Origin of the sequence: Amycolatopsis speibonae, from assembly GCF_042647925.1 — a bacterium.
GTDB classification, from domain to species: Bacteria; Actinomycetota; Actinomycetes; order Mycobacteriales; family Pseudonocardiaceae; genus Amycolatopsis; species Amycolatopsis speibonae.
In genome coordinates, this window is record NZ_JBHRWK010000005.1 from 178,279 (window position 1) to 204,390 (window position 26,112).

Sequence of the window (26,112 nt, forward strand, 5' to 3'; positions counted from 1 at the left end):
CGACCTCGTCGCGATCATTGCCCGGCAGCATCGTATCGCTTATCGTATATGAAATTCACCCCCCGATGCTGCGAGGTGACCTCGTGACCACCGCCACCGCCGACCCGACCACCACCACGGTCGCGCGAGATTTCACGGATTTCCGCACGGTGGTGTCGCACTCCTTCGTGCCGCTGCACGTGACGAGCGAACACCGGGACCACTTCCGCGGCCGTATCCGCTCGTGCGGCGCCGACGACGTCCAACTGACCGAGGTGACCGCCTCGGCGCACGTCGTCGAGCGGACGCCCGAGCTCATCGCCAGGGCGGACAGGCACTACTACAAGCTGAGCCTGATCCTTTCCGGGACCGGGCTGCTGATCCAGGACAACCGCGAGGCGATGCTGCGCCCCGGTGACGTGGCGTTGTACGACACGCACCGCCCGTATTCACTGGCGTTCGAAGAGGACTTCCGCACGCTCGTGGTGATGTTCCCGCAGCGGCTCATCGATCTCCCCCGCGACCTGGTCGGCCAGCTGACCGCGGTCCCGATGTCGGGCAAGCGCGGCATGGGCAACGTGGTGGTGCCCTTCCTCGCGCAACTCGGCAGCAACCTCGACCAGCTCGGCGGACCGGCGGGCGTCCGGCTCGCGCATACGGCGGTCGATCTGCTCGCCACGCTGTTCGCCAGCGAACTCGACCTCGCCCGCGCGACGGCCGGGCCGCATCACGAGCTGATGCGCCGCGTCCTGGCCTTCATCGACACGAACCTCTCCTCCACCGACCTCGGCCCGGCTCAGATCGCCGCCGAGCACTACATCTCCACCCGGCATCTCCACGGTCTCTTCCACGAACAGGGCACGACCGTCTCGGGCTGGATCCGCACCCGGCGCCTGGAACACTGCCGTCGTGAATTATTGGACCCTGTGCACGCTTCCCGGCCAGTCGCCGCCATCGCGGCGAAGTGGGGTTTCGTCGACGCGCCGCATTTCAGCCGGGTGTTCAAGACGGAATTCGGTTGCTCGCCGAGCGAACTGCGCCGCGGCTTGACCGTGAGCGATCGGTTGTTGCCGCCCAGCGCGTGACAGCTGGCCCTGTCAGGGCGGTCGCCTCGACGATGACCGCATGCCCGAAGCACCCGAGGAACAGTGGCGTACTTATGACGAGTTCGCCGCCGGAATAGCCACCTACCGCCTGCCGAACGCGGACCTGTCGGGACGCGAGTTCACCGTCACCCTCGACGACGGGACCACGCTCGCGCTGCGGTTCGAGGACGCTGAGACCGTCACCTGCAACGGCATCAAGGATCCGTACGACGCGGTCGCCGTCCGGGAAGACGTCTTCTTCGTCAATCTCCCCCATTCCAGCGTGGAAGGTGAAGCACTCACCGTCGTCTTCTCCACGACGACGCATCGCGCGCTCGCCGTGCGTTCGGTGATCGGCGCCGAGGACGTCGAAGGCGTTCCCCGTGTCTCCCAGACGTTCTGGTCCGGCACCACCGGCGCGGGCACGGCGACCGGCGAGGAACCGGGACCGTCGCGCGACCTGATCGGCAAGCGCAACGTCTACCGCTACAGCCCGGAACACCTCTACGAACACGTGTACGTGTCCTCGCAGCGCTATGCCTGGCAATGCCTCGAAGGCGTGCAGCGCGGCCACGGTGACATGGACCTGTCGACGGTGTGGAAGTTCCAGGACGGGCTCTACCTGTTCTGCTTCCGCGAATTCCGCATCGCCGTGGCCAGTGTGTGGCTGCACGACCTCGGCTACGCGCTGAAGACCACCGGCGTCTTCCTCGGCCTGACCGGCGACGGCCGGTCGGAACACTCCCGCGCGGGCGGGCACATCTACCCGCTCGGCTCGGTCGCCTATCCCGACGCTCAACCGGTTTAGCCACCTACAAGCGCAGCTGCGGTTCACCAAAGGCATCAAGGAGTCTCAGTGTCCAATTCAGACATCATCGCCGCGCACTACGCCGCGAGCGACCGGGGCGATCTGGCGGGCATGCTGGCCCCGCTCGGTCCCGAGACCACCTGGACGGAGGCGGCCGGATTCCCCTACGCCGGCACCTACACCGGCCCGGACGAGGTCAAGGAAAAGGTCTTCGGCGCGATCGCGAACGACTGGGAGGGCTACGGTTTCGCACTCGGTGAGCTCGCCGACGCGGGTGACACGGTGATCGGCATCGGCACCTACCAGGGCAAGCACCGCGAGACCGGTCGCTCGTTCACCGCCCGCGTCGCGCACGTGTGGAAGTTCGACGGCGGCAAGGTCACCTCGTTCGAGCAGATCGTCGACTCGGTGCCCGTCGTCGAGGCCGCGAACGATCCGGCGGGCCGGTGAAACCCGCGCGGCGCCTGGTCGCCCTCGCCGCCGTCGTCCTGCTCGCCACCGCGGGCTGCGCGGGAGCCGAAAGCGGTTCGAGCGGGCCGATCAAGGTCGGCTCGGTCAACGCGCTCAGCGGCGCGGCCACCTTCCCCGAAGCCTCCCAGGCGGCCAAGGCGGTCTTCGACGCGGCCAACGCCAGCGGTGGCGTCAACGGAAGACAGCTCGAGTACAAAGCCCTCGACGACAAGGGCGATCCGGCGGCCGCGGCTGCTGCTGCTCGCGAAGTCGTCGGTCGCGACGAGGCGGTGGCCCTGGTCGGGTCGTCCAGCCTCATCGAGTGCGAGATCAACAACAAGTACTACGAACAGCAGAAGATCCTGTCCATCCAGGGCATCGGCGTCGACCCGGCGTGTTTCACCAGCCCCAACATCGCCCCGGCCAACGTCGGCCCGTACCACGACATGACACTGACGCTGCTCTACGGCTCGGAAACGCTGAAGCTGAACGACATCTGCGCGTTGCTGGAGATCGCGGGAAACACGCTGCCGTCGTACCAGGCGGCCATCGACGAGTGGTCGGCCATCACCGGCAAGAAGCTCAAGTACCTCGACGCGACCGTGCCCTACGGCGGTTCCGACTACACCTCCTACATCGTCAAGGCCCGCAACGCCGGGTGCAAGGCGATCACGGTGAACCCGGTCGAGCCGGATTCCATCGGCCAGCTCAAGGCCGCCGCGGCGCAGGGCTGGAACGACGTCACCTGGCTGCTGCTGACCAGCGTCTACAGCGAGAACTACGCCAAGGCCATCACCAACGCCGGTGCCGGGGTGTACGTGCCCGCCGAGTTCTACCCGTTCACCGACTCGACCAGCCCGCAGAACAAGGACTGGCGCGAGCTGATGACGAAGAACAACATCCCGCTGACCTCGTTCAGCCAGGGCGGTTACCTGGCGGCGAAGTACTTCCTCGACGTGGTCAAGGGGATCAAGGGTGACGTCACGCGCGAGTCGGTGACCAAGGCGCTGCGCGAGATGCAGCCGATCACCGATCCGATGGTCGGCACGCCGTACGTCTTCGGACCGGGCCAGACCCATCACGACAACACCGCGGGCTGGCCGATCAAGCTCGCCTCCGGCACCAACAAATGGGAGCTCGTCGGCGACGACTGGCTGCGGATTCCCAAGAAGTAACAGGAGGATTCGATGCTGCAGGGAGCGCTGGCAGGCTTGGCCGCCGGCGGACTGTACGCGGTGTTGGCGGTGTGCCTGACGCTGATGTCGCGGCTGGTGCGGGTGGTGAACTTCGCCCAGGCGGCCACCGGGATGTTCGGCTGCTATGTGGCGGTGTTCCTGTCCGTCGATCTGGGCCTGCCGATGTGGCTCGCCACCATCGCCGGGATCCTGCTCGGCGGCGTGCTGAGCGCGCTGCTCGGCTGGATCGTGTCCACCTGGCTCGCCGAGGCGGACACCGGCACCCGCTCGGCGGTCACCGTCGCGGTGCTGCTCCTGCTGATCTCGTTGTCGTTCATCCTGTTCGGCAACAAACCGCAGCCGTTCCACCCGATCCTCGACGGTCCGGCGCTCACCGTCGGCGGCGTGGTGATCAGCCAGGTCACCGTGGTCACCGTCGCGCTGGCCGTCCTGGTGGCGGTGGCCAGCCGGATCGTGCTGAGCCGGACCCCGGCGGGAGTCCAGCTCAGGGCGCTGTCCGAACGCCCGACGACGGCGGAACTGCTGGGCATCCCGGCGAAACGGCTCAGCATCGCGGTCTGGGCGGTCACCGGGGTGGTCAGCACGCTGGTCATCTCGATCGTCGCGCCGTCGCAGTCGAACGACGCGACGTCGCTGGCGATGCTGGTGGTCCCCGCGGCCGCGGCGGCCCTGCTCGGCGGGTTCCGCCGTCTCGACCTCGCGGTCGCGGGCGGACTGGGCCTCGGCCTGATCCAAGGCGCGGCCGCGCAGGTCGACGGCCTTTCGGTGGTGCGGTACTTCCTGCCGTTCGTCGTGATCGTCGCGCTGCTGCTCTGGTCGCAGCGCAAGGAGGTGTGGGATGCGGCTCGCTGAACGTGGGATACGCGCCGGGATCCCGTTCGCGGTCGCCGTCGTGGCGATCGCGGTCGGATTCGGCCTGAGCGTCGGGCTCGACGGGTACTTCGTTTACCTGGGCATGAGCGCCGTCGTCGCCGGGATCTCGTTGCTCGGGCTGGGCGTGGTCACCGGCAGCGCGGGGATGATCTCCCTGTGCCAGCTGACCTTCGGCGCCGTCGGCGCCTGGGTGGTGTCGGCGCTGAACGAGGCGCAGGCACCCGGCGGCTTCCTCACCTGGCTGCTGCTCGGCGGTCTCGCCGCCGGGGCGGTCGGGGTGCTCGTCGGGCTCCCGGCGTTGCGGCTGCGCGGGATCAACCTCGCCGTCGTCACGCTGGGGCTCGCCGCCGCGGCCGACCTCGCGCTGGTCCAGCTGCAGTTCCCCGGTGTCTCCGGCGGGATCTCGGTCGAACGGCCGGACGCCTTCTCCGATGACCGGTCCTACTTCCAGCTCGCCGTCGTGGTGCTGGTGCTGTGCTGTCTGGCCGTGTACTTCCTGCGCCGCGGGCGCTGGGGCAGCGCGTGGCAGGCGGTGGCGTTCTCCGAACGCGGCACGGCGGCCGCGGGCACGAGCGTGCGGACGTCGAAGCTGACCGCGTTCGCGGTGAGCGCCACCCTCGGCGGGATCAGCGGTGGCCTGCTCACCGGGCAGGTCGGGCTCGCCTTCCCGGCCAGTTTCACCGCGATCCAGTCGCTGGCGCTGTACGTGCTGGCGATCATGTCGGGCGCGCATCTGATCGACATGGCCGTGTTCGGCGCGGTGCTGTGGGTCGGGGTGCCGGAACTGCTGAAGCGCTGGGGAATCCCGCAGGACTGGGGATTCGTGGTGTTCGGTGTGCTCGGCGTCCAGGCGCTGGCCGGTGGCGGGAACCTGGGCACCACGGTGCGGCAGGTGTGGTACCGGCGGTCCAAAAAGGAACCCGCGAAACTCGACCTCGCGGCCGGGACCGTGGACATCGAGCCCTTGGCGCCCGGTCCGCCGGTGCTCACCGTGCGCGGGCTGAGCGTGAACTTCGGGCACGTGGCCGCTTTGTCATCGGTGGACATCGCGGTGCCGGAACACGGGGTGCTCGGCGTCATCGGGCCCAACGGCGCGGGCAAGTCGACGCTGGTCGACGCGATCAGCGGATTCCTGCCCAACGCCGCGGGTGCGGTGGAATTGGGTGGCAAGCCGCTGACCGGATCGCCGTCGAACCGGGCCCGCGCCGGGTTGCGCCGGACGTTCCAGCAGGACCGCGTGCCGCCGGGGCTGACCGTCGGTGCGTATCTCAAGTTCCTCGCCCGGCGCCGGCTCACCGCCGACGAGATCGGCGAGGCCTTGGACTTCTTCGGCTGTCCCGCCGCCCGCACCCCACTGTCGCAAGTGGACGTCGGCGCGCGCAGGCTGGTCGAGGTCGTCGGGCATCTGCTGGCCCGGCCGCGGGTCCTGCTGCTCGACGAGCCGGCCGCCGGGCTTCCGCACGAAGAGCACGTCGCGTTCGGGGAACGGCTGCGGCAGGTCCCCGCGCGGTTCGGGGTGTCCGTGCTGCTCATCGAGCACGACCTCGACCTGGTTCGCTCGGTCTGCGACACGATCACCGTCCTCGACTTCGGCGGTGTGCTGGCCTCCGGCCCGCAGGCCGAGGTGCTCGCGGATCCGGCCGTGCTCAAGGCGTACATGGGTGAAACGGAGATGCTGTGAACGCGTTGCGGATAGCGGGGCTGACGGTCACCCGCGGTGCCGGGCCGGTGATCTCCGGCGTCGACCTGACGCTGGAACCGGGCCGGATCACCGCGCTCGTCGGCCCCAACGGCGCCGGGAAGACCAGCCTGCTCGAAGCCGTCTCCGGCGTGGTGCCGGCCGCGTCGGGGACCGTCCACATCGGACCGGACGAGATCACGAAGCACTCGCGGGTCTCCCGTGCCCGGCGGGGTCTGGCGCATATCGAGCAGGGTCGCGCGGTGTTCGGCGGGCTGACCGTGCTGGAGAACCTGATGCTGACCGCGCGCACCCGCGCGCGGGCCGACGAACTGTTCGAGCTTTTCCCCGAGCTGGAGAAGCGCCGCGATTCGCCGGCGGCACTGCTCAGCGGGGGCGAACAGCAGATGGTGGTGCTGGCCCGCGCCTTCGCCGCGCGGCCGTCGTTCCTGCTGATCGACGAGATGTCGCTGGGGCTCGCGCCGGTGGTGTTCACGCGACTGCTGCCGATGGTGACGCGGTTCGCCGAGGAGGGGGCGGCGATCCTGCTGGTCGAGCAGTTCACGCACCTCGCCCTCGGGGTGGCGAGCGATGCTCTGGTGGTCTCTTCGGGGCGGGTCACCTATGCGGGTTCCGCTCAGGACCTGCTGGACTCCCCCGGCACGCTGCACTCGGCCTACCTCGGCGAGTCCTGACGCGCCGCAAGTCCGTGAAGGCCTCCTTCCCTACTCTCAAGGTAGGGAAGGAGGCCTTCACAACGTCGGTGGAGGCGTGCGACTGACTCCATGCGCGTGGCCACCGACTGTGTGGATTTTGGTGCGTCAGATGATCGGAAATCCACACAGTTCCGCGTGACCGGCCCGTCACGACGGCCGGATAGAAGGGGTGTGTGGAAATAGGGACGTTGAGTGTCCCTATTTCCACACACCCGTCACCCTCAGCGACACCTCGCGCTCGCCTGAGTGGTAAGGAGCGTTAGAACGCTCCTTACCACTCACGACCCCCGCCGCCAAACCAGGTCAGCTCGCGCTAGGAACCCATGCCCGCCCGCTCGAAAGCCAGCGTCGGCAAGTCGACGGCGTGCGCGCCGCCGTCCGCCACGATCACCGCACCGGTGATGTACGACGACTCCGAAGACCCCAGGAACCGCACGATCGACGCGATCTCCTCCGGCTCGGCGGGACGGCGCAGCGGGACCTCGGCGGTGACGCGGCGGTATCCCTCGGCGTGGCCGCCGTCGAAGCCCGCGGCCTCGGCGAACTGGTCCATCTCGCCGTCCGCCATCGGAGTACGCACCCAGCCGGGGCAGACCGCGTTCGCGCGGACGCCCTTCGGCCCGTAGTCGCGGGCGATCGAGCGGGTCAGCCCGATCAGCGCGTGCTTGGCGACGGTGTAGCCGGCGACGTTCGGCCCGGCGAACAGCCCGGCCAGCGAAGACACGATGACCACCTGACCGCCGGATTCGACCAGCGAGGGCAGCGTGGCCCGGCAGAACACGAAGGCGCTGGACAGGTTCGAGCGCAGCGCCAGTTCCCATTCCTCGTCGCCGGTGTCGACCACCGAAGACAGGCCGTGCCCGCCGGCGTTGGCCACCACGACGTCGATCCTGCCGAACTTGCCGACGATCTCCGCCGCCGCGCTCTCGGCGGCTTCGCGATCGCTGGCGTCGCACGCGATGACGTGCGCGCCGGTTTCGGCGGCCACCTTCTCCAGCGGTTCGAGCCGCCGTCCGAGCACCACCACCTGGGCGCCCTCGTCGGCGTACCGGCGGGCGACCGCGGCACCGATACCGGTACCGCCACCCGTGATCGCGACAACCTTCTTCACTTGCGGAGTCCTTTCTAAGCGGGAAAACCGGAGCGGGCCGAGACGCCGAAGTCGGCGAGCACGGCCTGGCCGTTGACCGCCCGCGAACGCGCGGACGCGAGATGGAGCACCTGCCAGGCGACTTCGTCAGGAGCCTGCACCGGGAACGCGGGATCGTCGAGCACCTCGCCGAGATCACCGCGCGCCATCGGGGTGTCGACCACCGACGGGCAGACACAGTTCACCCGGACGCCGGGGAGATCGACCGCGAGCGCCCTGGTCATCGCGACCACGGCACCTTTCGAAGCGCAGTAGGGCACCATGCCGGGCGCGCTGGTGAACGCCGAGTCGCTGGCCAGCAGCACGACCGAGCCGTTCGACGCGGTGAGCCACGGCGCGGCGTGTTTGACCAGCAGGAACTGGCCGGTGACGTTGACCGCCATGAGCGCGGCGAAGTCCTCCGCCGAGGTTTCGGTGACCGGTGTCCCCACCGGGCCGGAAATCCCGGCGCAGCCGACGACGACGTCGAGCCCGCCGAACCGGCCGGCCACCGCGTCGACAGCGGCCGCCACCGACGGCTCATCGGTCACGTCGGCGTGCACGGCCAAGAGGCCGTCCGCGAGGGTGGGCACGGGTGCCCGGTCGAGGGCGCCGACCCGCGCGCCCTCGGCAAGGAACGCCTGGACGCAGGCAAGGCCGATACCGGACGCCGCGCCGGTCACCAGCACGGCCTTGCCCGCGAGCTCCAGTCCCATGGCGCCATCCTGCGGTCCGGACCTTTCGCGGGGGTTGGCCGTCAGTGCATCCTTCTTGTCGAAAGCGGCATGACGGCCTCGCGGTCTTTTCACCCGGGGGCGAAGAGGCAAGACTGCGAAGCATGACCAGGCCGCATCCGCTCGACCCGTTGACAGCCGACGAACTCACCGCAGGCCGGGCGATCCTGGCCGACGAGGGCCAGTTGACCGCCACCACGCGGTTCCCGTCGGTCCTGCCGGTCGAGCCGGAAAAGGGCGACGCCGCTCCAGACCGCCGCATCCAGTACACGCTGCTGGACACCGCGACCGGGCACGCTCGCGACGTGGTCGTTTCGCTGGCGAAACGCGAAGTGGTCTCCACCGTGGACTGCGGCGACGGCCAGCCCGCGTACCTGTTCGAGGAGTACGACCTCGCCGCGTCGATCACCAAGGCGTCGCCGGAATGGCGGGCCGCGATGGAGCGGCGCGGGCTCTCCGACCGGATCGAGCACGCCTTCTGCGCTCCCCTGGCGCCCGGTTTCTTCGGTCGCCCCGACGAGACCGGCCGCGTCATCCGCTCGCTGACGTTCCTGCGCGACGACGAGTCCGACAGCCCGTGGGCGCATCCGGTCGAGGGCCTGATCGTGCACATCAACCTGACCGGGAAGCGGGTGCTGCGGGTCGAGGACGAGGGCGACGTGCCCGTCCCGCCGGAACACGGCCGCTACGGCGACGTGCCGGCCCGGACCACGCTCAAGCCGATCGAGATCACTCAGCCCGAGGGGCCGAGTTTCACCGTCGACGGCAACGAGGTCACCTGGGAAGGCTGGAAACTCCGCGTCGGCTTCAACGCCCGCGAAGGACTGACGCTGCACCAGGTCAGCTTCCAGGACCGGTCGGTGCTGCACCGTGCGTCGGTACCGGAGATGGTGGTGCCGTACGGGGACACCGCGCCCGGCCGGTTCTGGATCAGCTACTTCGACGCGGGCGAGTACCTGCTCGGGAAGAACGGCAACGACCTGCGGCTGGGCTGCGACTGTCTCGGCGTCATCCACTACTTCCCCGGGTTCGTCGCCGACGACCACGGCCACCCGGTCGAGATCCCGCGCGCGATCTGCATGCACGAGGAGGACTACGGGATCCTGTGGAAGCACACGGATCTCGACGGTCGCGCCGAGGTCCGCCGGTCGCGACGGCTGGTGATCTCGTCGATCTCCACCATCGGCAACTACGACTACGGCTTCTTCTGGTACCTCTACCTCGACGGCACCGTGGAGCTGGAGGCGAAGGCCACCGGAATCGTGTTCGCCGGCGCCGCGCCCGCGGGCACGAAACACCCGCACGCCAACGAGATCGCGCCCGGCCTGTTCGCCCCGGTGCACCAGCACCTGTTCTGCGCGCGGCTGGACGTGGCGATCGACGGCGAACGCAACTCGCTCGTCGAGGTCGACGTCGAACGCGTGCCGATGGGTGAACAGAACCCGTACGGGAACGCTTTCACCTGGAAGGAAACCCCGCTGCGGACCGAGCTGGAAGCGCGGCGGCACGCGGATCCGGCCAAGGCGCGCGTCTGGGAGATCCGCAGCGCGGAGCGGACCAACCGGCTCGGCACGCCCACGGCGTACCAGCTGGTCCCCCGGCCGTCCGCGACCCTGATGGCACAGCCGGAATCGACCGTCCACCAGCGGGCGACGTTCGCCACCCGGCACCTGTGGGCGACGCCGTACCGCGCCGACGAACGCTTCCCGGCGGGCGACCGGCCGAACGCGCATCCGGGCGGGGCGGGCCTGCCCGCCTGGACCGCCGCCGACCGGGACCTCACCGACACCGATCTCGTGCTGTGGCATGTGTTCGGCCCGACCCACATCCCGCGCCCGGAGGACTGGCCGGTCATGCCGGTCGACTACTCCGGTTTCTCCTTGCGCCCGTATGGCTTCCTGGACCGAAACCCGGCCCTCGACCTGCCTTCCGGCGCTGCCGACGATCACTGTTCCGCCCACGATCACTAGGACTCCTGCGATGCCCGAACTGACCCTGTCCGACACGTCCACCTGGCTGCCGCTGGACGGCCTCGCCCCCGGTTTCGACGCGAACAAGGCCCCCACGGTCGGCGACCTGCACGGCCGCACCTTCGAACTCGCCTGCGAAGACGGCACCACGTTCACCGCGGGCTTCTCCGGCACCCGGATCGAATGGACCTACCACGGCACCGGCACCGACCGCTGCGAGACGTTCCTGGTCGACGACGACCTGTACTACGTCCAGTTCCACCCGCAGGCCCGGCAGGAAGAGGCATTCACCCTCCTGCTCGACCTGCGCCGCGGCCGCGCGCTGCTCGTGCTGAGCAAGATCGGTGACACCTCGCCGCGGGTCACGCAGCAGTTCGTTGCCGCCACGATCGGGGGGATCGAGCCCAGCGGCGAGTCACTGGCCCCGACCACGTCGCTGGTCGGGCGCCGGGTGCTGTGGGTGTACAGCACCGAACACGCCTACGAGCACGTGTACCTCAGCCCGCACTGGTACACCTGGCAGTGCCTGGCCGGACCGGAGAGGGGACTCGCGGACACCGACGAGAACTCGGTCTACGAGCTGCGGCCGGGCATCTACGTCTTCGCCTGGCGGGAGAAGGTGATCCCGTGCGCTTCCGTGACCGTCGCCGACCACCGTGACGCCAAACGGCTGCGCTCGCACGGTGTCCTTTTCGGACTGGACGCCACCGGGAGCACTCCGACCCACTTCACCTTCGGCGCGCACGGCAAGCTGCTGAGCACCACCGTGCACCCCGAGGCTTACGACCCCGCCGGGAGCTGAGCCTTGACCGCCGACCTCATCCTCACCAACGCCACGGTGTACACAGTGGATGGTGCCCGGCCCTGGGCGTCGTCACTGGCGATCAAGGACGGCCGGGTGCTGTCCCTGGAGGACATCGAACGCGGGCCGAACACCGAGGTCGTCGACCTCGACGGCGCGTTCGTGATGCCCGGCCTGGTCGATGTGCACAACCACCACGCCCTCGCCGGGCGCGCGGCCCTGTTCGAGCTGAACTTCGGCCTCGACGCGGGCTTGGACGACATCCTCGCGGCGGTCCGCTCGCGGGCCGCGAACCTCGGACCGGACGAATGGGTGGTCGGGGGCGCCTGGGCGTCCACTCTGGTCAGCACCCTTTCGAAATCTTCGGCCCGGCACGCGCTCGACGAGGCCGCCGGCGGACGTCCGGTCATGCTTTCGGACGACAGCAGGCACAACCGCTGGGTCAGCAGCCGGGCCCTGGAACTGGCGGGCGTCACGGACACGACGCCCGATCCGACGGGCGGTGAGATCGTCCGCGACCCCGCGACCGGCGAGCCTGTCGGCGTCCTGCTCGAGGCCGCCGGTGTCGCCGTCGAGCGGGCGCTCAGCGAGACACGGACGCTCACCGCCGAGCAGCACGTCGCGGCGTCGCGGCACGGTATCGGCACGCTGCATTCGTACGGGGTCACCGCGTTCCAGGACGCCGGCGTCTCCGCGGACATCCTGGGCGCGCTGAAGTCGCTCGACGACGCGGGTGAACTGCACGCGTGGGTCGTGTCGTCGCTGCTGATCAACGACCCGATCTTCGGCTTCGACCCGATCGGCGCGCCGCTGCTGGAGGTCGCCGGGCAGTACCGCAGCGAGCACCACCGGCCGGACTTCGTGAAGATCTTCCTCGACGGCGTGCCGCCGACGCGCACCGCCGCCTTCCTGGAGCCGTACCTGCCGGACGCCGCGCACGGCGCCTGTCACCACGGCGCCACCACCATGCCGGGCGACGAACTCGCGGGCTGGCTGCGCACCGCGGCCGCGGCGGGGCTCTCGGCCAAGGTGCACTGCACCGGGGACGCGTCGGTGCGCGCGACGCTGGACGCCGTCGAAAAGGTCCGCGGTGAGGGGTTCACCGAAGCACGGTTCCAGGTCGCGCACGGCCAGTTCGTCCACCCCGACGACCTCCCGCGTTTCGCCTCCCTGGGTGTCGCCGCGGACATCTCGCCGTTCCTGTGGGTCCCCGGGGTCATCCCGGCGGCCATCGCCGAGGTGCTGCCGGGCGAGCGGGCCGGGCGGATGCAGCCGAACCGGTCACTGCTGGACGAAGGCGCGCTGGTCGCGGGCGGTTCCGACTGGCCGGTCAGTGAGTCCCCGAACGCGTGGGAGGGCATCCACGGCCTTGTCACCCGGCAGGACCCGACGGGCACGTTCCCCGGGGCGCTCTGGCAGGAGCAGGCGATCACCCTGGCCGAGGCCGTCGAGGTCTTCACGCTCGCCGCCGCCCGTGCGATGGGGCTGGGCGACGTCACGGGCTCGCTGGTGCCCGGGAAGTCGGCCGATTTCGTCGTCCTGGACCGCGATCCGTTCAAAACCGATCCGTCCGCGCTCGTCAAGACAAAGGTGACGCAAACGTGGTTCGCCGGGCACCGCGTGTATCACCGCGCCTGATCTCCTACACTGGTAGAAGAACCAGTGCGGGAGGTCTGCCGATGCCGAAGATCATCGACCACGACGAGCGGCGCAGTCACATCGTCGACGTCACCTGGGATTTGATCACCCAGGGCGGGATCGAGGCCGCCACCATGCGCGAGATCGCGGCGGCGGCGGGCTTCGCCAACGGTGCGCTCAAGCTGTACTTCCCGAGCAAGGAAGACATCATCCAGGCCACCTACGAACGCGCGCTCGGCATGATGCGCGAGTACGTGGAGCTGGACGAACTACGGGGCCTGACAGCGCTTCGCGAGCTGTGCGTGTCGTCGATGCCGATCGACGGGGACCGCATCGCCGCGGGGCGTGTCCTGCTCACCTTCTGGCAGCTTTCGCTGACCAATCCGAAGCTGCAGGACAAGTACCTCGAACACATCCGTTCATGGCGGGGCCTGCTGCACCGGTATCTCACCGAGGGCCGGGAGGACGGCGACATCGTCACCGAGACCCCCGACGAGCAGCTGGTCGACGAGATCGTGCTGATCAACGCCGGGGCGAACGTGATGAGCCTGGTCGCCGGGGAGTTCTCGACGATCGCTTTGCAGCGGCAGCACCTTGAGTCGCTCTTCGCGCGCCTTTCCCACCCCTGACGCCTTCCCGGATGTCATGAAAGCCCCTTTCAGGACACTTTTCGTCCTGAAAGGGGCTTTCATGACGCTGGTCGTCGTGCGGACCAAGCCGCATTCAGAGGACTAAACGCGGCGGTCGAAGATCCGCGTCAGGAAGCTCGCCACGTGCTTGTGCGAGCGCGGCGAGGCGGGCAGGTCCGTGTACAGCCCGTAGAACCCGTGGATCTGCCCCGAGTACCGCGTCATCTCGACCCGGGTCCCGGCGTCGGTCAGGCGCCGCGCGAACTCCTCCCCTTCGTCCCGCAGGACGTCGTACTCGGCCGTCAGCACCAGCGCGGGCGGGAGCCCGGTCAGGTCGTCGGCGCGCAGCGGCAGCAGGTACGGATCGTTCAGCTGCGCAGGGTCCGACACGTACTGCTCGAAGAAGAACCGCATCGCCCCGGCGGTCATCCCGAACCCCTCGGCGAAGTCCGCGTAAGACCGGAAGCCGTCGTCCGGGTGCCCGTAGACCGGGCAGATCAGCACCTGCGCGGCCAGCGGCGGGCCGCTCCGGTCACGGGACATCATCGAGACCACCGTCGACAGGTTGCCACCGGCGCTCTCCCCGCCGATCGCGATCCGCCCCGCGTCGACCGCGTCCCCGGCGCCACCCGCTGCCAGCCATTCGACGACGGTGTAGCAGTCGACCGGGGCCGCCGGGTACGGGTTCTCCGGCGCGAGCCGGTAGTCCACCGCGACGACGGCGACCCCGGCCGCGTTGCACACCGCCCGCGACGCGACCTCGTTCTCGTCGATCGAGCCGATCGTCCAGCCGCCGCCGTGGATCCAGACGAACGCCGGCACCGGTGTGGCGACGTCGGGCAGGTAGATCCGCACGCGGACACCGGTCGGCAGGACGTGGTCGGTGACGGAGGCGACCTCTTCGACAGTGTCGGGTCGTCGCCACGAAGCGGCGAAAGCGACTCGCAACTCAGGGGCCGTCAGCGGTCCGGCAGGGGCCTCCGCCGGAGCGCTGCGGGCCAGGAGCTCCTTGACCGCGGGATCGAGGGTCACCGTCACACCGCTTCCGCGACGAGCACCCGCGGGCTGCCCGGCAGCGCGAGCCGGTCGGTGACCCGCCAGCCCGCGTCGGTCAGCCATTCCCGGACCTCGGCCTCCGGGTAGACGACCGTCCCGTCGATCACCAGGTACTCCCCCGCGTGCAGCGCGTCGATCGGCCGCTGGACCGCGTCTTCGTCGAGGAAGAAGTCGAGCAGCAGCAGGGTGGCCCCGGATGACGCGGCCGCACGGGCGTTGCGGAGGATCTCCGCGTTCTGCTTCGCGTCGAAGCGGTGGACGACGTGGTTGACCATCACCAGGTCGAACTCGCCTTCGGGACGCGCGGTCGGCGTCTCCGCCCCGACGACGGTCGCCCTGTCGGCGAGCCCCGCCAAGGCCGCCGCCGTGGTGACCGACTCGGTGAAGCCCGGGTCGAAGACGAACGTCGTGTGCAGTTCTTCGTTGGCCTTCATGGCTTCGACCGCGAACGCGCTCGAAAGCCCACCGAGGTCGAGAAGCTTTCGATGGGAGCCGAAATCGAACGCGCCGGCCAGCATCTTGGCGTGCAGGGCGTTATACGTCATCACGCCGGACATGAACGTGCCCCAGCGCGCGTCGTCCATCTCCAGTTTGCCGGGTTCGCCGGTGTCGGCGGTGTGGCCGAACTGCAACCAATGGGGGTAGCTGATCGAGTCCAGGAACGTCAGGAACGGCGCCAGGTCCAGGTCCCCGCCGCCGAGATATTCCGCCGCGTCGGCGGCCAGTTCGTAACTTCCGTCCACACGGGACAGCAGGCCGAGTGATGACATGGCGTCACCGAGGATCCGGGTGATCTTCTCCGGTTTACCGGTCTTCTCCGCCAGTTCCGCGGCCGTCAGCGGCCCGTCGGCGAGTGCTGCGAACAGGCCGATCCGGCTTGCCGCGAAGAGTTGCTTGGCCGCCATGTAGCCCACGGCGATGTCCACGATCCGCTCGGGACCGGCAGTCTTGGTCGACCCGCTCACGGGTGCCCTCCTTAAGCTCGTTTCGGCCGATAGTCTACAGACGTAGACAAAAGAATCCAGTGCAAGTTTTCGCCCACCACCAGGAAAAACCTGCCGGATATCAACTTCCTACATTCGTAGAATATACCCATTGACAGCGCACCCGCCCAGTGTCAACATGCGTAGAACTACCCCCGCCGGAGGCCCGTTCCCCGGCAGTGCGGTCCGCTTCGGGCGGGCACGGGAAAGGGGATTCATGACCCTGCTCGAATTACGAGAACTGACCGTCGGCGTCATCGCCGATGAAACCGAACGCGAACTGGTGCGCGAACTTTCGTTCGACCTCGAACAAGGCCGGACACTCTGCGTGGTCGGCGAATCCGGCAGCGGTAAAACGGTGACGGCCTTGTCGATCATCCGGTTGCTGGAGTTCGTCGCGCCGGTGTTCACCCGCGGTGAGATCACCGTCGACGGCGTGGACCTCACGCGCCTGTCCGCCGACGAGATGCGCGCCTACCGCGGCCCGCGGATCGGGATGATCTTTCAGGAGGCGCTGGACTCACTCAACCCGAGTCAACGGGTCGGCAAGCAACTGATCGAGGCCTATCGCAAGCCCGGTTCCCTGCCGCGCCAAGCCGCGCGCAAGGGCACGCCGTTGCATCGCGAGGCCGACGCGAAGGCTCGCGGCCTGTTGAAGGAGGTCGGTCTCATCGACACCGACCGCGTGCTTTCCCTGTACCCGCACCAGATGTCGGGCGGGATGCAGCAGCGCGTGATGATCGCGCTGGCGCTGATGGCCGACCCGAGCCTGCTGATCGCCGACGAGCCGACCACGGCCTTGGACGTGACCACGCAGGCGGAGATCCTCACCCTGTTCGACCGCGTCCGCCGCGACCACGGCACCGCGTGCGTCTTCATCACGCACGACATGGGCGTGGCCGCGCAGGTGGCGGACCGGATCGCGGTGATGTACCGCGGCGAACTGGTCGAACTCGGGTCCAAAGAGGACATTCTGTACGCGCCGAAGCATCCGTACACCAAGGCGCTGCTCGACTGTGTCCCGAAGCTCGGGGTGAGCAGGCGCGACGGCTTCCCCACCATCTCCGAAGCCCTGCTCGAAGCCGCGATGAACGGCGACTCGGCGGTCGCGACCGAGACCAGGACGCTGAACCGCGCCAAAGCGGACGACGCCGGCGAGGGCACCGCGCTCGTCATCGACTCGGTGTCCAAAGTGTACGGACGCCGTGGCCGGTTCTCGCTGAACCGCGACTCCGAGGTGCACGCGGTCAAGGACGTCTCGCTGGAGATCGCGCCCGGTGAGTTCTTCGGCCTGGTCGGGGAATCCGGTTCGGGCAAGACCACGCTCGGCCGCCTGGTGAGCGCGCTGGAACCGCCCACCGGGGGCACCATCGTCTTCGGTGAGCACCGGTGCACGCCGTCCGGGCTCGACGGGGACGAGCGCGCGTTCCGTCGTCGCGCGCAGCTCATCTTCCAGGATCCGCAGAGTTCGCTCGATCCCCGGCACACCGCCGCCCGGATCATCGCCGAGCCCCTGCGGGAGCTCACCGGCCTCCGCGGCGCCGAACTGGACCGCCGGGTCACCGAGCTGATCGACGAGGTCGGTCTCCCTTCGGACACCGCGAAGAAACTGCCGTCGCAACTCTCCGGCGGACAGCGGCAGCGGGTCTCGATCGCGCGCGCGATCGCCGCCGAACCGGACCTCATCGTCGCCGACGAGCCCACTTCCGCGCTCGACGTCTCGGTGCAGGGCCAGGTGATGAACCTGCTGCTCGAACTGAGGCGCACCCGCGCGCTCAGCTTCCTGTTCATCACGCACAACCTCAGCCTGGTGCTCTCGGTCGCCGACCGCGTCGGCGTCATGTACCAGGGCGAACTGATCGAAATCGGCGACCCGGACGAGATCCGGCTCCGCGCCCGGCACGAGTACACCCGCCGCCTCCTCGCGGCGAACCCCGAAATTGGAGTGCGGAACCCATGAGACGAACCCTGACCTCGGCCGCCCTCGGCTTGGCGACCGTCCTGCTGCTCAGCTCGTGTATGGGAGGGCAGGCCGGCGGTGGCGCCGCGGACGGGCCCCCGAAGCCCGGCGGCAACCTCAACGTCGCCGTGCCCACCGACCCGCAGTCCCTCGACATGGTCGCGAACCCCGGCCAGGTGACCGCGCACATCGGCAACATGATGTACGAGAAGCTGTTCGAGGTGGACAAGGGCTTCACCGCCCGGCCCATGCTGGTCGAGGACTTCACCACCAGCCCGGACAGGCTCACCTACACCTTCAAGCTGCGCCAGGGCATCACCTTCCACGACGGCAACCCACTGACGTCGGAGGACGTCGTGGCGAGCCTGAAGCGGTGGCAGCAGGTACACCGCACCGGCCAGCTGGTCACCCCGGACATCGAGGCGATCAGCCCGGCCGACCCGGCGACGGTGACCATCAAGCTCAAGCAGCCGCGCTACCCGCTGATCAACGAACTCGCCGGCGCGGGCACGGAGATCTACGAGGCGAAGAACCTCACCGGTGTCGCGCCGACCGGTTTCGCCCAGGACAAGGCGATCGGGACCGGGCCGTACAAGCTGAAGAGCTGGGACATCGGCCGTGAACTGGTGCTGGAGCGGTACTCCGGCTACAAGTCCCGGTCCGAAGAGGACTGGGGCGGGCAGGCCGGTGCCAAGCACTCGTACCTGGACACCGTGACCTACAAGGTGGTCTCCGACCAGGACGCGCTGATCAACGGCCTGCAGACCGGGCAGTGGGACCACATCATGCCCACGAACGACCAGTACGAGACCCTGCGGAACAACCCCGCCGTGGTCGTGCACAACCTGCCCGGCGGCAACGACAACGTGGTGATCCCGAACTTCAACACCGGTTCGAAGTTCGCCGACCCCCGGGCCCGCGAGGCGCTGAACCTGTTGCTGGACAAGCCCGCGATCAACGCGGCCACCGGCGGCAGCAAGGACCTCACGCTCGAGACCGGCGCCTTCGCCTCGCCCGACAACAAGCAGTTCTATTCCACCGCGGGCGAAGAGGTCTACAAGAAGCACGACCCCGAGAAGGCCAAGCAGCTGCTGGCCGAAGCCGGGATCACCGCCGGCGCGACGATCCGCATCGTCACCACGAACTCGTACCCGGAGTTCGGCAAGTGGGCCGTGCTGATCCAGGACAGCCTGTCGAAGATCGGCATCAACACCAAGATCGACACCTTCGACTTCGCGACCATGCTCGGCACGCTGACCAAGGAACCGGGCGGCTGGGACATCACCACGTTGTTCTTCGACTCGGCGCTGACCTCGCCCGCGCAGATGCCCGCGCTCACCCTGGGCACGCTGAACGGTTCGACCTCGCCCGAACTGGACGGCCTCATGGCCGAGTTCAACGCCTCGACGACGCCTGAGCAGGCGAAGGCGGTCGTGGACAAGCTGCAGGCGTTCACCTGGAAGCAGCTGTCGGTGATCACCCTGAGCCAGTCCAGGCTCTACGCGGCCTACTCCCCCAAGCTCAAGGGCTACGGCGACTTCTACCGCGTCTTCTGGAACACCTGGCTGGCGTCATGACCGGTCTGCTGCTGCGCAGGCTGCGCGATCTGGTGATCATCCTGGTGATCGTCGGGACGATGATGTTCTTCGTCATCCGGCTGATCCCCGGCGACCCGGCGCAGGCCATCCTCGGCCCGACCGCGCGACCGTCCGATGTGGACGCCCTGCGGGAGAGCATGGGGCTGAACGGGCCCTTGTGGGAGCAGTACCTCAGCTGGGCCGGGAACGTGCTGCAAGGCGACTTCGGCACGTCGATCACCTATCACGCGCCGGTGCTCGGCGTGGTCGCCGACCACATCCTGCCGACGCTGACCCTGGCCGTGCTGTCGACGGTGATCAGTTTCTTCCTCTCGGTGGCGATCACCTCCTGGCAGGCGGTGTCGCCGCGCAATCCGGTGGCCCGCGCGCTGGACCGGCTGTCCGCGCTCGGCATGGCGATGCCGGACTTCTGGATCTCGCTGATGCTCGTGCTGCTGTTCTCGGTGACGCTGCGCTGGTTCCCCTCCAGCGGCTACGAGAACCTGTTCACCGCCCCGGCGACGGCGGTACCCGCGCTGGTGCTGCCGCTGACCGTGCTGGTCATCGGGCAGACCGCGTTGTTCGTGCTCACCCTGCGCGAAAGCCTGCTCGGTGAGCTGCCGCTGGCGTACCTGCGCACCGCGCGGGTCAAGGGGCTGTCCGAGCGGCAGGTCATGACGAAGCATGTCCTGCCGAACGCGCTGATGCCGCTGATCACCCAGCTCGGCAGCAACTTCGCCATGCTGGTCGGCGGGATCGTGATCATCGAGTCCATCTTCGTCGTACCCGGGCTGGGCCATCTGCTGATGGGCGCGGTGTCCACTCGCGACTTCCCGCTGATCCAGGGTGTGACGCTGTTCGTCGCGGTGCTGTTCGTGCTGGTCAACCTGCTGGTGGACCTGTCGTACGCGCTGCTCGACCCGAAGGTGCGTGTCTCGTGAGCGTGGCACTGGTGGAAAGGACGTCTTCGGTGCGGGAGAAACCCCCTGCCGGTCGCGCGGCGAAGGTGTTCCGGCGCAACCGGCTGCTGGTGATCAGCACGGCTGTGCTGGCGCTGATCGTCCTGACGGTGATCGTGCTGCCGTTCTTCCTGCCGAGTGTCAGCGCGACCGACCCGGTCAACCGGCTGCTGCCGCCTTCGGGCGCGCATCTCCTCGGCACCGACTCGTTCGGTCGTGACGTGCTGGCCAGACTGGTCTCCGGTGGGCGGGCGTCGCTCGGGCTGTCCGCCCTGATCACCCTGTGCGCGGCCTTCACCGGCCTGGTGATCGGGCTGATCAGCGGGTTCTTCCGGGCGGCCGACGCGGTGCTGATGCGGGTGATGGACGCCTGGATGTCGTTCCCGGCGATCATCCTCGCGATGGCGCTGGCGATCTCGCTCGGCGCGAGCATCTGGACCGAGCTGATCGCGCTGACGGTGATCTTCACGCCGTTCACCGCCCGCGTCATCCGCAGCCGCGTGCTCGGCATCGCCGGCCGGGCCTACATCGGCGCGGCGAGGGTCTCGGGGATGAGCAAGTGGAAGATCCTCGTCGTGCACGTGTTCCCGAACGTGCTGCCGCTGGCGCTGGTGCAGGTGGTGATCCTGTCCGCGGCGGCGATGCTGGTCGACGGCGCGATGAGCTTCCTCGGTCTCGGCATCGCTCCCCCGACCCCGACCTGGGGCAACATGATCGCCGAAGGCCGGTCGTACCTGGTGCAGGCGCCCTGGCTGGTGATCGCGCCCGGCGTGACGATCATGGTGTGCGTGTTCCTGCTGAACCTCATCGGATCGTCGCTGCGGATCGCCGTCGACGCCCGCGCGCGGACGCTGAGCGAGATGCAGCGTCTGCGCACCCGCCGGCCCTCCGGCACCTGAGAAAGGATTCCGTTGTCTGCCACTACTTCTCTGGCCGTGCGCCGATTCGCTCCCGAGACCGTTTCGGGACCGCCTGTGCTGCTGGTGCACGGATTCGCCTCCGACGGGCACACCGACTGGATCACCACGGGGTGGCCCGCCGCGCTCACCGCCGCGGGCCGTGAGGTGCTCGTACCCGATCTGCCCGCGCACGGTTCCAGCCCGGCCCCCTCGGGCTCGCTGGGTGCTGTCGCGATCACCGGCGAACTGTCACGCCTCGTCGCCGGTCTGTCCGAAGTGGACGTCGTCGGGTACTCGCTGGGCGCCCGGCTGTCCTGGGAACTGCCCGCGCAGGCCCCGGTCCGGCGGCTCGTGCTGGCGGGGGTGAGCCCGTTCGAACCCTTCGGCGCCGTCGATGTCGCGGCCGCGCTGGCGTTCGCCGACGGCGGCAAGGCACCGTCGGATCCGCTGACGGGGATGATCGCGCACATGATCACCGCGCCGGGACGGAATCCGGCCGCGCTCGCGCGGTGCATCGAGGATCTGCGCGAGGAGCCTTTCGCGCCCGTGGCCGGTGCGGTCGCGGTGCCCACCCGGTTCGTGGCGGGGGTGGACGATCCGGTGAGCCAGGGCATCGAGACGCTCGTGGAGCTGGTTCCCGGCGCGGATCTCGTGCGGGTGCCAGGGGATCACGGTGGAGCGCTGCGGAGTGCGGAGTTCAAGGCCGCGGTGCTGGAGTTCCTCAAGTAAAGACTCGCCCCGACGCGCGCTATGAAAGGTCCTTTCCTTGCAAATTTTGCAAGGAAAGGACCTTTCATAGCATTCCCGGTACGGTCAGAAGGTCCCATCTGCGGCGACCGAGCGGTCAAGCCAGAGATCCTCCAGAGCCGCCCGAACCTCCGCACCGCGAGAAGCGGCCAGCGCGACAGCGCCCAGGTTGTCCTCCAGCTGAGCCATCCGGCTCACCCCGAACAGCACGTTCGCCACCGGCCCGTACGCGAGACAAAACGCCAGGGACAGCTGCGAAGTACTCACCCCGAAGTCCCCTGCCACGGCGGCGACACGCGAGGCGGCGTCCCGGATCGACTCCCGGATCCCGCCCATGTCCGCGCCGATCTTCCGTTCCGGGGTCTTGCCGAGCAGCACCCCGCCCTCGAACACGTCCGACGCCTGCAAGGTCAGCCGGCCGGCCTCGAAATGCGGGCCGTAGAAGGGACCTTCCGCCATGGAACGCCGCGCGACGCTGTACTTCAGCTGAGCGAAAGCCGGCGCCGGAAGCCCTTCGGCAGCGGCGAAGTCCAGTGCCAGGTCGAGATCCGAAGCGCGCCAGTTGTTGATTCCCCAGACATCGAAGCGCCCGAGCCGGATCTGTTCGGCCACCTCGGTGACGATCCGCGGGATGTCCGGCCGCTCGAAGTAGTCGCCGACGACGACGGCTTCCATGTGGTCGACGCCGACGCGGTCGAACGAAGTCGTGAGCTGCTCGGCGAAACCGGTGTTCGGGTAGTCCCAGAGCCAGAGTTTCCCGCACAGCTGGTACTCGTCGCGCTTGATCCCGGCCGCGCGGACGGCCTCGCCGAAGATCAGATCCGTGCGCGACTGTTCGGAATGCGGTCCCATGTTGTAGTGGGCCACGTCGAACAGCGTGACGCGAGCGTCGAGCGCGTGCCGGATCAGGCGCACCGCGTCGTCGAACTCCATGCGGTCCCAGGTGTTCCAGGAGCCCAGGCTCAGCGCCGAAGTGGCGAAGCCCAGTCCGTTCTGCTTCTCGTGCACGAGTTTTCCTTTCTCTGGCAACAGAAACAAGTTTTAGTCTACGATCGTAGAATGAACAAGAGACTCGTAGTGGTGACCGGCGGCGCCAGTGGCATCGGCCGCGGAGTCGCCGAAGCCTTCCAGTCCGCGGGCGACCGCGTGGTCATCGCCGACGTCGACGCGCGCGCGGCCCACGACCTGGCCGCGGAACTCGGCGCGGAGCACGTCGAACTCGACATCTCCGACCCGGGTTCGGTCGACGCGGCCCTGGCGCTGATCACCGAACAGTTCGGCGCGGTGGACGTCCTGGTCAACAACGCCGGCCTCGCCGGGGGCGGCGGTCCCCTGGTGGGACTGGACATCGGCGTCTTCGACCTGTGCATGCGGGTGAACTTCCGCGGCACCTTCCTGATGACGCGCGCGGTCGGCGCGCACATGCTGACGGCCGGGACCCGGGGTGCCATCGTCAACATCACCTCCATCGGCGCCCGGCAGCCGACCCCCGGACTCGGCCATTACGAGGCCACCAAGGCCGCGGTCGAAGCGCTCACCCGCTCGGCCGCGCTCGAACTGGCACCGCACGGCATCCGGGTCAACGCCGTCGCACCGGGCCCGGTGCTGACCCCGATGACGGCGGGCTTCGCCTCGGACACCGCCGCCCGCGCGGCTTGGGAAGCGAGGATTCCGCTGGGAACCATCGCTTCCGTCGCCGACGTGGTGCCGTCAGTCCTGTTCCTCGCCTCCGCCGACGCCGGCCATCTCACCGGGGTGAGCCTCCAGGTCGACGGCGGGCAACTGCTCACCTGAGTAGACGACGCGGCCGCCGGACACGGTGAGTTCGACACCGACGTCCGGCAGGTCCGCGAACGCGACCTCGAGCGGATTCGCCGACAGCACGCAGAAGTCGGCGACGCGGCCCACGGTCAATGAGCCCTTCCATTCCGCACCACCGTCCTGCTCGGCGGCCGCGACCGTGTAGCAGCGCAGCAGCCGATCCATCAGCGCGGAGTCCTTTTCGGACGCCTCCAGCATCCCGGCCGCCGCCACGATGTGCACCCGCCAGTCCGGGGTGACCACCGGCGCGTCACTGCTCAAGGTCAGCGGGACACCCGAGTCCAGTATCTCCGCCAGCGGCCAGGCTCGGGTACCGACCTCGGCGCCGAGCGCGTCCGCCAGCATCCCCCGCATCGCCACCGCGATCGCGGGCTGTACGGTCAGGCCGACCCCCGCCGAAGCCATCCGCGCCAGCTGTTCCGCCGTCACCAGGTCCCCGTGCACCAGGTGGTCACCGCGGCGAAGCGACCCGAGGGCGGCTTCGATACTGCGGTCGCCCGTGGCGTGCACGGCGACCACCTGCCCGGCGTCGTGGGCGAGGCGGATCATCGCGGCGAGATTGCCCGCGCGACCCGGATCGTCGTCGCCGTCGACGAGCAACGCACCGTGCGAACCGTCGGCATAACAGTGATGCGTCCACGCGGACCGCATCGGCGGGATGCCGTCGGCGAAGATCTTGACGCCGGGCACGGTGAGCCACAACGGATCCGCGGCGGGTGACGGTGTCGTCAGCCCGCGCTCGAAGTCCGCCAGCGAGCTGGCGCCGTCGAGCAGGCCGAACAGCCGCAGCGCGGTCACCCTCGCGCGCAGGAGCCCTTCAGCCGCCAGAGCCGCGTATTCCTCCAGTACCTCGGCGCCGAAGCACCCCGTCTCCCCCGGACCCAGACCGGGCTCGGTGTAGCTCGTGATGCCGAGCGACGCGCACAGCTCGCCCGCACGCAGGATCGCGGCCCGCCGTTCGGCGGAGTCCCGCACCGTCTTCTCTTCTCCTCCGGTGAACCCGGCACCACCGATGAGCGTGTCCGGCCACCGGGCACCCAGCCAGGTCGCGTGCAGGTGGGCGTCGTTGATGCCGGGCAGGACGGTTCTTCCCGCCAGCTCGATCACCCCGGTCTCCGGGCCGATGTGGTCCAGGGCGACGTCACCGACGGCGACGATCCGGCCGTCACGCACGGCCATCGCCCGGACTACGGTGCCCGCCGGGTCGAGAGTGAGCACGGGACCGCCGCGAACCACGAGTGAAGCGGGGCGAATACGTTGCGACGGCATGGTTTCCTCCAGGATCTGGACTTTTTCTCCTACGACTGTAGACTAAAAAGATGGTCAACAGAACCGAAGCGGCGGTGCTCACCGAACACGGCTCCGCGCTCACCTTGCGGGAACTACCGCTACCGGAAGAGCCGGAACCCGGCGCCGCGCTGGTCCGGATCACCTGCACCACGTTGTGCGGCACCGACGTGCACATCTGGTCCGGCCAGATGACCTTCCCCGGCATGCTCCCGATGGTGCTGGGGCACGAAATGGTCGGCGAGGTGGTGGCTGTCGGACCGGGCACCACCGACACCCTCGGCCGGGAGATCGCCGAGGGCGACCGCATCGGCTGGTCCGAGTCGACCTGCGGAAAGTGTTACGGCTGCACGATCCTGCGCGAACCGGTCGCCTGCGAGAAGCGCGGGTACGGCTTCCTCCAGCGTTCCGACGTCTTCCCGTACGCCACCGGCGGTCTCGTCCGGTACTGCTACGTGACGCCCGGCGCGGCCAAACTTCTGCTGCCGGACGACGTCAAGGACACTTGGGCCTCGATGTCGGGCTGCGCGGGCAAAACCGTGTTGCGGGCCGTTTCCCGCTCCGGCGGCATCCGTCCCGGTGCGACGGTCGTCGTCCAGGGCGCCGGCGCCCTTGGCGTGTTCGCCACCGCCGTCGCGCGGATCTCCGGCGCGGGCGACGTGATCACCATCGGCGGCCCCGCCGACCGGCTGGAGACCGCCGAACGCTTCGGGGCGACGGCGACGATCCCGGTCGACGGCACCGCCGAAGACCGCGTCGAACGGGTCAAGGAACTCACCGGCGGCCGCGGCGCCGACCACGTCTTCGACTTCGCCGGCGGACCGACCATCGGCGAAGAGGCCGTGGCCTTCGCCGCCCAGCGCGGCACCATCGCGATCGTCGGGTCCACCGGCCCCATGCCCTCCCCCGTGGCCCTGGGCACCGTGATGGGCAAGGAACTCACGGTCGTCGGCTCGCTCAACGGCGACATCGCCGACTACCACCGTTCGGTGGACTTCTTCCGCACGTTCACCGACCGGATGCCCTGGGACGACCTGTTCAGCGCGCCCGTCGGGCTGTCCGAAGCGTCCAAGAGCGTCGAGTCGATGTCGCGGCTCGGCGAGCTCAAAGCCGTCATCGATCCCCGCCTTCCCTAG

24 protein-coding genes are annotated in these 26,112 nt (G+C 68.9%); 18 read left to right on the top strand and 6 right to left on the bottom strand.

Annotation, left to right across the window (positions count from 1 at the left end):
* The first annotated feature begins 65 nt into the window (after positions 1-65).
* From ACFOSH_RS02880 to ACFOSH_RS02910, 7 genes are read left to right on the top strand one after another with little or no spacing between them, the layout of a single operon-like run.
* Positions 66-1,064, top strand: coding sequence for an AraC-like ligand-binding domain-containing protein (locus tag ACFOSH_RS02880; RefSeq protein WP_039917793.1), 999 nt, complete (start codon positions 66-68; stop codon positions 1,062-1,064).
* A 40-nt stretch (positions 1,065-1,104) separates the two neighbouring features.
* Positions 1,105-1,872, top strand: coding sequence for a MoaF C-terminal domain-containing protein (locus ACFOSH_RS02885; protein WP_378237031.1), 768 nt, complete (start codon positions 1,105-1,107; stop codon positions 1,870-1,872).
* 48 nt (positions 1,873-1,920) lie between these two features.
* A complete protein-coding gene (locus tag ACFOSH_RS02890; protein WP_378237032.1) occupies positions 1,921-2,322 on the top strand; it encodes a nuclear transport factor 2 family protein in 402 nt (133 codons plus the stop codon).
* Positions 2,319-3,497 (top strand): ABC transporter substrate-binding protein, encoded by a 1,179-nt coding sequence (locus ACFOSH_RS02895; RefSeq protein ID WP_378237033.1) that lies wholly within the window; start codon positions 2,319-2,321, stop codon positions 3,495-3,497. Before ACFOSH_RS02890 ends, ACFOSH_RS02895 begins: the two co-directional genes overlap by 4 nt.
* Before the next feature lie 12 nt (positions 3,498-3,509).
* Entirely contained in the window at positions 3,510-4,370 is an 861-nt protein-coding gene (locus ACFOSH_RS02900) for a branched-chain amino acid ABC transporter permease (RefSeq protein ID WP_378237034.1), read from the top strand.
* Positions 4,357-6,072 carry a branched-chain amino acid ABC transporter ATP-binding protein/permease gene (locus ACFOSH_RS02905; protein ID WP_378237035.1) on the top strand — a complete coding sequence of 572 codons (1,716 nt, stop codon included), beginning with the start codon at positions 4,357-4,359 and terminating at the stop codon, positions 6,070-6,072. Before ACFOSH_RS02900 ends, ACFOSH_RS02905 begins: the two co-directional genes overlap by 14 nt.
* On the top strand, positions 6,069-6,764 hold the full coding sequence (locus ACFOSH_RS02910) for an ABC transporter ATP-binding protein (RefSeq protein ID WP_378237036.1): 696 nt from the start codon (positions 6,069-6,071) through the stop codon (positions 6,762-6,764). The genes ACFOSH_RS02905 and ACFOSH_RS02910 overlap by 4 nt, the downstream gene beginning before the upstream one ends.
* 334 nt (positions 6,765-7,098) lie before the next feature.
* Here the strand turns inward: ACFOSH_RS02910 and ACFOSH_RS02915 are convergent, their stop codons facing one another.
* Complete coding sequence (locus tag ACFOSH_RS02915; RefSeq protein ID WP_378237037.1) at positions 7,099-7,896, bottom strand: SDR family NAD(P)-dependent oxidoreductase; 798 nt, start codon at positions 7,894-7,896, stop codon at positions 7,099-7,101.
* Positions 7,897-7,910: 14 nt separating this feature from the next.
* Complete coding sequence (locus ACFOSH_RS02920; RefSeq protein WP_378237038.1) at positions 7,911-8,630, bottom strand: SDR family NAD(P)-dependent oxidoreductase; 720 nt, start codon at positions 8,628-8,630, stop codon at positions 7,911-7,913.
* Positions 8,631-8,752: 122 nt separating this feature from the next.
* Between ACFOSH_RS02920 and ACFOSH_RS02925 the strand changes: the two genes are divergently transcribed.
* From ACFOSH_RS02925 to ACFOSH_RS02940, 4 genes are read left to right on the top strand one after another with little or no spacing between them, the layout of a single operon-like run.
* Positions 8,753-10,618 carry a primary-amine oxidase gene (locus ACFOSH_RS02925; protein ID WP_378237039.1) on the top strand — a complete coding sequence of 622 codons (1,866 nt, stop codon included), beginning with the start codon at positions 8,753-8,755 and terminating at the stop codon, positions 10,616-10,618.
* Positions 10,619-10,628: 10 nt separating this feature from the next.
* Positions 10,629-11,420: a molybdenum cofactor biosynthesis F family protein gene (locus ACFOSH_RS02930; RefSeq protein WP_378237040.1), complete on the top strand. Its 792-nt coding sequence runs from the start codon at positions 10,629-10,631 to the stop codon at positions 11,418-11,420.
* Positions 11,421-11,423: 3 nt separating this feature from the next.
* Positions 11,424-13,058 carry an amidohydrolase gene (locus tag ACFOSH_RS02935; RefSeq protein ID WP_378237041.1) on the top strand — a complete coding sequence of 545 codons (1,635 nt, stop codon included), beginning with the start codon at positions 11,424-11,426 and terminating at the stop codon, positions 13,056-13,058.
* A 41-nt stretch (positions 13,059-13,099) separates the two neighbouring features.
* On the top strand, positions 13,100-13,687 hold the full coding sequence (locus tag ACFOSH_RS02940; RefSeq protein WP_378237042.1) for a TetR/AcrR family transcriptional regulator: 588 nt from the start codon (positions 13,100-13,102) through the stop codon (positions 13,685-13,687).
* Positions 13,688-13,789: 102 nt separating this feature from the next.
* Here ACFOSH_RS02940 and ACFOSH_RS02945 read toward each other — a convergent pair whose 3' ends face one another.
* A complete protein-coding gene (locus tag ACFOSH_RS02945; protein WP_378237043.1) occupies positions 13,790-14,725 on the bottom strand; it encodes an alpha/beta hydrolase in 936 nt (311 codons plus the stop codon).
* Complete coding sequence (locus tag ACFOSH_RS02950; protein WP_378237044.1) at positions 14,722-15,708, bottom strand: methyltransferase family protein; 987 nt, start codon at positions 15,706-15,708, stop codon at positions 14,722-14,724. The genes ACFOSH_RS02945 and ACFOSH_RS02950 overlap by 4 nt, the downstream gene beginning before the upstream one ends.
* Positions 15,709-15,943: 235 nt before the next feature.
* Here ACFOSH_RS02950 and ACFOSH_RS02955 point away from each other — a divergent pair, with 235 nt between their 5' ends.
* Genes ACFOSH_RS02955 through ACFOSH_RS02975 form a run of 5 tightly spaced genes read left to right on the top strand, consistent with a single transcriptional unit; the run spans position 15,944 to position 21,850 of the window.
* The gene (locus ACFOSH_RS02955; RefSeq protein WP_378237045.1) at positions 15,944-17,686 is read left to right on the top strand and encodes a dipeptide ABC transporter ATP-binding protein; all 1,743 of its coding nucleotides are present in this window, start codon (positions 15,944-15,946) and stop codon (positions 17,684-17,686) included.
* Positions 17,683-19,263, top strand: coding sequence for an ABC transporter substrate-binding protein (locus tag ACFOSH_RS02960; protein ID WP_378237046.1), 1,581 nt, complete (start codon positions 17,683-17,685; stop codon positions 19,261-19,263). Before ACFOSH_RS02955 ends, ACFOSH_RS02960 begins: the two co-directional genes overlap by 4 nt.
* Positions 19,260-20,204: an ABC transporter permease gene (locus ACFOSH_RS02965; RefSeq protein ID WP_378237047.1), complete on the top strand. Its 945-nt coding sequence runs from the start codon at positions 19,260-19,262 to the stop codon at positions 20,202-20,204. The genes ACFOSH_RS02960 and ACFOSH_RS02965 overlap by 4 nt, the downstream gene beginning before the upstream one ends.
* Positions 20,201-21,121, top strand: a complete 921-nt coding sequence (locus tag ACFOSH_RS02970; RefSeq protein ID WP_378237048.1) for an ABC transporter permease — start codon at positions 20,201-20,203, stop codon at positions 21,119-21,121. Before ACFOSH_RS02965 ends, ACFOSH_RS02970 begins: the two co-directional genes overlap by 4 nt.
* A gap of 36 nt (positions 21,122-21,157) precedes the next feature.
* Complete coding sequence (locus ACFOSH_RS02975) at positions 21,158-21,850, top strand: alpha/beta fold hydrolase (RefSeq protein WP_378237049.1); 693 nt, start codon at positions 21,158-21,160, stop codon at positions 21,848-21,850.
* Between the two features lie 84 nt (positions 21,851-21,934).
* Here ACFOSH_RS02975 and ACFOSH_RS02980 read toward each other — a convergent pair whose 3' ends face one another.
* Positions 21,935-22,876 carry an aldo/keto reductase gene (locus ACFOSH_RS02980; RefSeq protein WP_378237050.1) on the bottom strand — a complete coding sequence of 314 codons (942 nt, stop codon included), beginning with the start codon at positions 22,874-22,876 and terminating at the stop codon, positions 21,935-21,937.
* Between the two features lie 69 nt (positions 22,877-22,945).
* Here ACFOSH_RS02980 and ACFOSH_RS02985 point away from each other — a divergent pair, with 69 nt between their 5' ends.
* Positions 22,946-23,662 (top strand): SDR family NAD(P)-dependent oxidoreductase, encoded by a 717-nt coding sequence (locus ACFOSH_RS02985; RefSeq protein ID WP_378237081.1) that lies wholly within the window; start codon positions 22,946-22,948, stop codon positions 23,660-23,662.
* On the opposite strand, the gene ACFOSH_RS02990 is transcribed toward ACFOSH_RS02985, so the two are convergent.
* A complete protein-coding gene (locus tag ACFOSH_RS02990; RefSeq protein WP_378237051.1) occupies positions 23,579-24,958 on the bottom strand; it encodes an amidohydrolase in 1,380 nt (459 codons plus the stop codon). The two genes, ACFOSH_RS02985 and ACFOSH_RS02990, sit on opposite strands and share 84 nt — an antisense overlap.
* A gap of 50 nt (positions 24,959-25,008) precedes the next feature.
* On the opposite strand from ACFOSH_RS02990, the gene ACFOSH_RS02995 reads away from it, so the two are divergent.
* The gene (locus tag ACFOSH_RS02995; protein ID WP_378237053.1) at positions 25,009-26,112 is read left to right on the top strand and encodes a zinc-binding dehydrogenase; all 1,104 of its coding nucleotides are present in this window, start codon (positions 25,009-25,011) and stop codon (positions 26,110-26,112) included.

Coding starts and splice junctions, on each gene's coding strand:
- ACFOSH_RS02880 (WP_039917793.1), top strand. CDS start 66: ATGCTGCGAGGTGACCTCGTGACCACCGCCACCGCCGACCCGACCACC.
- ACFOSH_RS02885 (WP_378237031.1), top strand. CDS start 1,105: ATGCCCGAAGCACCCGAGGAACAGTGGCGTACTTATGACGAGTTCGCC.
- ACFOSH_RS02900 (WP_378237034.1), top strand. CDS start 3,510: ATGCTGCAGGGAGCGCTGGCAGGCTTGGCCGCCGGCGGACTGTACGCG.
- ACFOSH_RS02905 (WP_378237035.1), top strand. CDS start 4,357: ATGCGGCTCGCTGAACGTGGGATACGCGCCGGGATCCCGTTCGCGGTC.
- ACFOSH_RS02920 (WP_378237038.1), bottom strand. CDS start 8,630: ATGGGACTGGAGCTCGCGGGCAAGGCCGTGCTGGTGACCGGCGCGGCG.
- ACFOSH_RS02925 (WP_378237039.1), top strand. CDS start 8,753: ATGACCAGGCCGCATCCGCTCGACCCGTTGACAGCCGACGAACTCACC.
- ACFOSH_RS02930 (WP_378237040.1), top strand. CDS start 10,629: ATGCCCGAACTGACCCTGTCCGACACGTCCACCTGGCTGCCGCTGGAC.
- ACFOSH_RS02940 (WP_378237042.1), top strand. CDS start 13,100: ATGCCGAAGATCATCGACCACGACGAGCGGCGCAGTCACATCGTCGAC.
- ACFOSH_RS02955 (WP_378237045.1), top strand. CDS start 15,944: ATGACCCTGCTCGAATTACGAGAACTGACCGTCGGCGTCATCGCCGAT.
- ACFOSH_RS02960 (WP_378237046.1), top strand. CDS start 17,683: ATGAGACGAACCCTGACCTCGGCCGCCCTCGGCTTGGCGACCGTCCTG.
- ACFOSH_RS02965 (WP_378237047.1), top strand. CDS start 19,260: ATGACCGGTCTGCTGCTGCGCAGGCTGCGCGATCTGGTGATCATCCTG.
- ACFOSH_RS02990 (WP_378237051.1), bottom strand. CDS start 24,958: ATGCCGTCGCAACGTATTCGCCCCGCTTCACTCGTGGTTCGCGGCGGT.
- ACFOSH_RS02995 (WP_378237053.1), top strand. CDS start 25,009: ATGGTCAACAGAACCGAAGCGGCGGTGCTCACCGAACACGGCTCCGCG.